We start from the raw sequence: 2,815 nt of genomic DNA on the forward strand, positions 1-2,815 counted from the left end.
GACTACAACCTCAAGCTCAAGCCCAGCAAGAAATACATTTTCTCGCTCAAGGCCAAAGGCAGCGTTACGCATAACGTCGATGTGCGCATTCGTTACCTGAACGCCGCCGGTGGCGTGGTTGAAACCAGCGTGGGGACCATCGCTGTCGGGACGAATCTGGCCAGTTACAGCGCCGTGATCACCGTGCCGGCGGCCCTGGTCGAGCGGGCGCAGGTGGTGTTGTTCACGCAGAACACGGCGGCAATCGGCGATACCTGGCTGGATGCGGTCATGCTGGAAGCCCAGGTGGGCACGGCCACCACGCCGAGCGAGTTCACCCCGGGCGCCTCGGTTCGCCAAGCCTATGGCCAAGCCACCGCGATCAGCTCGCTGGATACTCGCGTAACCGACACTGAAGGCCAGATTACCGCCCAGGCGACCAAGCTGGACGGCATTTTTGCTCAGGTCAATCCGCCGCTGGCGGGTGACAGCAGCGACTTTGCCGGTTCGACCGCCAGTTTTGTCGGCGTTTGGTCCGAACAATCGGCGCGGATTGAGGACGGTGTTGCGCTGGGTCAGCGGATTGATGTCGTCACCGCTTCTGTCGGTGCTAACAGCGCTGCGATCCAGACCGAAACCACCACGCGAGCAACAGCCGATAGCGCTCTGGCAAGCCAGATCACTACGGTGCAGGCCGTGGCTAATAGCGCGTCGGCTGCCGTTCAGACGGTGTCTCAGGCTCAGGCCTCCACGGATGGCAAGCTGGGCACCATGTGGTCGGTGAAGATGCAAGTCAACGCTCAAGGCCAATATGTGGCTGCGGGTATTGGGCTCGGTATCGAGAATACGGGGGCCGGACTGCAAAGCACTTTCCTGGTCAGTGCGGATACATTCGCCGTGGTCAACGGCATCAATGGCACGCTGTCTTCGCCGTTTGCCGTCACCGGGGGGCAGGTGTTCATCCGGGATGCATTCATTGCAAACGGCAGTATCACGATGTTGAAGATCGGTGACAGCTTGCAGTCTGACGATTACGTCGCTGGTACATCGGGATGGAAGCTCACAAAAGCGGGCATCTTTGAAATCAATGGGACTATTGCTGGACAAGGAAAAATGACGATGACTAACAGAGCACTCAAGGTTTATGACGGAAGTAACGTACTGCGAGTGCAACTTGGAGATTTAACCGCGTGAGTTATGGGCTAAAGACATGGAGTGCCAACGGCACTCCAGAGCTTGATACAGACAAGTTTACGTATCAGGTGATTCACAATCAGGTGTATCAGTTGACAGGTGCTAATACTATCACCGTGCCAATCACTGGCTTTAGCCCATCAAACTGTGCTGCTGTAATCCTGCCAACTACAGCGCCGACCGGTACATTTAGTTCGCAAGCCATGCCTTATGAATCGGTTGCTGAAGGGGTTGTAACCATTAGATCAAAAAACCCCTCAGAACCGGGCACTGTTGGTTCAGCTATCCAGTTTAGACTACTGGTAATGAGGTACGGCTAGTGAGCTACGGACTCAAAGTAATAAACAATTCTAACTACGTGCAAATTGATTCTGATACGCCACGACTGTGTGCATTGTATAACGGAACGTATGCGGCATCTGGTAGCTACATTGTTACCACTAACTTCCCATCGCCAGTTACAACGACCGAACCACCTTGTATCTTCATCCGGAATGATCCAGCAAGACCGGATGAAGTGTATTACCGGATGGATATCAATGGAAGCTCTGGTAACTGGACAGGGTTCACAATCACAGCGGGTAACAACACACACCGCCCCGCTGGTAAGTGGTTCGTTGCGGTATTCGCATCCTTAGCAAAAGCAACATATGGGCTTCGAGTCTTTGGACCATCGGGTGCTATTTGTTATGACTCAGGTGCAACGCCCGTCATTGTAACTAGAGCCAATCACTCTTGGACATATCAGGGCAGCGTCTCTCTTGCGACAATTGGTAGTGCTTACTATTTCAGAAACGAACAACAAGCGGCATTAGCAATCGATGAATATTTTATGATCAACCCTTTCTCAAGGGGGGTACTCAAACCACAAAGTCTCAACTGGCAAGATTGCGGTGTTCGTTTCAACTACTCAGAAAACAGATTGCAGTTGTACATAGTTGACACCGGTGCTGGACCTTGGACGGACCAAGGGGCACCCGCTGCTGTATTTGCACGTCTTCCCGGTACTTAATTAAGAAGAGTCAACATGGCTAAACAAACTATCGCCTTGGGCACAGCCCCTACAGGCGTGGGTGGCGATACACCACGCTCTGCCTTTACAAAGATTCAAGCAAACTTCGATGAGCTTTACAATAAGTTTATCAACTATGGGTTTGATACAGCAGTTCCACTCAACGCTCCGGCGTTGAACAGCGTAGACACCTTTGGATTTTACTACTGCTCGGCTGCTACCAACGTACCTGCTGGTGAAACTTATGGATGGTTACTAGTACAACCGTTGAGTGCATCATTTGTCGCTCAAACATTTACCAGCGCCAACACCGGGTGGGTTTATACTCGAACCAAGGTAAACGGCACCTGGACAGCTTGGGGCAGGGTTGTAACTTCCACAAACATGCTCGGCACGGTATCCACAGCGGGAGGATTACCGACTGGTTCAATCTTCCAATCAGGTACTAACGCTAATGGTTGGTATATCCGTTACGCAGACGGCACGCAGATGTGTTGGACAGCGACTGCCTCACTTGTACCACCTATTGGTGTTGGTTCAATTAGCTGGACATACCCTATCGCATTCATCACACCACCACCTTACCTGTCCCTCACTGCATCAGTTGGGAACGGTGCCGACCCTCGGAAC

General features: G+C 52.5%; 3 protein-coding genes. All 3 read left to right on the top strand.

Features of this window, described 5'->3' with window-relative positions:
* Positions 1-1,173: DUF1983 domain-containing protein (locus tag ACXRVY_RS22860; RefSeq protein ID WP_458238311.1), on the top strand; the 1,173-nt coding region annotated here is incomplete at its 5' end.
* Between the two features lie 319 nt (positions 1,174-1,492).
* On the top strand, positions 1,493-2,185 hold the full coding sequence (locus ACXRVY_RS22865) for a hypothetical protein (RefSeq protein WP_457265739.1): 693 nt from the start codon (positions 1,493-1,495) through the stop codon (positions 2,183-2,185).
* A gap of 15 nt (positions 2,186-2,200) precedes the next feature.
* The coding region (locus tag ACXRVY_RS22870) for a pyocin knob domain-containing protein (protein WP_458238312.1) at positions 2,201-2,815 on the top strand (615 nt) is incomplete at its 3' end.

The organism is Pseudomonas sp. P5_A2_2, assembly GCF_054177685.1.